General features: G+C 72.4%; 1 protein-coding gene and 2 pseudogenes. 2 read left to right on the top strand and 1 reads right to left on the bottom strand.

The window, feature by feature from the left end; translation table 11 throughout:
* Positions 1–158: pseudogene (locus FV223_RS32250) on the bottom strand (cysteine hydrolase); the annotation flags it as partial.
* Between FV223_RS32250 and FV223_RS28465 the strand changes: the two are divergent.
* A pseudogene (locus FV223_RS28465) lies at positions 142–495 on the top strand (cysteine hydrolase); the annotation flags it as partial. The pseudogenes FV223_RS32250 and FV223_RS28465 overlap by 17 nt on opposite strands.
* A 77-nt stretch (positions 496–572) precedes the next feature.
* Entirely contained in the window at positions 573–806 is a 234-nt protein-coding gene (locus tag FV223_RS28460; protein WP_147729978.1) for a hypothetical protein, read from the top strand.
* The last annotated feature ends 203 nt before the right edge of the window (positions 807–1009 follow it).

Below are 1009 nucleotides of genomic sequence, written 5' to 3'. Positions count from 1 at the left end.
AGCAGCGCCCGCGCCGGCGGCACGGCGGCGGCGAGCAGCGAGACGTCGTTGCCGAGGCTCTCGCCGAAGCCGCCGGGCTCCAGGAAGTCGCGCTGCATGTCGATGATCACCAGCGCCGTCGTCGCCAGGTCGATCGCCAGCGGGCCCGGCCACGACATCGTCGCCGACCTCGCGCCCGCCCCCGGCGAGCCGGTGGTCGACAAGCCGGGCAAGGGCGCGTTCTACGCCACCGACCTGGCCGAGATCCTGGCCGCGCGCAGCGTCGCCACGCTGCTCGTCTGCGGCGTTACCACCGAGGTCTGCGTCCACACCACCGTGCGCGAGGCCAATGACCGCGGCTACCGCTGCCTCGTGGTGTCGGATGCCTGCGGCTCGTACATCCCGGCCTTCCACGCGGCCGGCCTCGCGATGATCGTGGCGCAGGGCAGCATCTTCGGATGGGTGTCGGATTCGCATCGCGTCGTCGCCGCGATCGCCGCCGGCCGCACCGCATGATCGACCACGCCCCGAGCCGCCAAGCTTGGCCCGGTTATTGCCCGGCGAGCGCGACAGATGAAGCAGGAGTTCGTTGGATGCGTACGGTCTTGGCAAGCACCCTGTGTCTCGCGATGCTGACGACGTCGGGCCTCGCGCAATCCTACACCGCGCCCGCGCCGACCGACGTCCCGTCAAGCGGCACGAAGAGCCTCAACAAGGCCGACCGCAAGATCGCCTGCACCCAGGAAGCCGACCGCCGCAACATGCGCGGCCTGAGCCGGCAGCAATATCGCGCCGCCTGCCGCAACCGCCCGATCCCGCGGGGCTGAGCGGCCGCGCCTTGCCGAGCGGGCGATCGGGTTCTATCCGCGCCGGGCCGTGACCGATCCACGCCCGAAGCGAGTGCCCCGGTGGACGCCCCGACACGCTACGCGCTCTACGTCACGCCGGAGCCCGGATCGGCGCTCGCCGCCTTCGGCGAGGCGGTCCTCGGCGATGCGCCCCTGCCCGGATGGGACGCGGCCGCGCGCAG

Source organism: Methylobacterium sp. WL116 (assembly GCF_008039455.1).
Classification (GTDB): Bacteria; Pseudomonadota; Alphaproteobacteria; order Rhizobiales; family Beijerinckiaceae; genus Methylobacterium.
The sequence above is the reverse complement of the archived record's forward strand: the minus strand, read 5'-3'. Positions and strand labels throughout refer to the sequence as shown.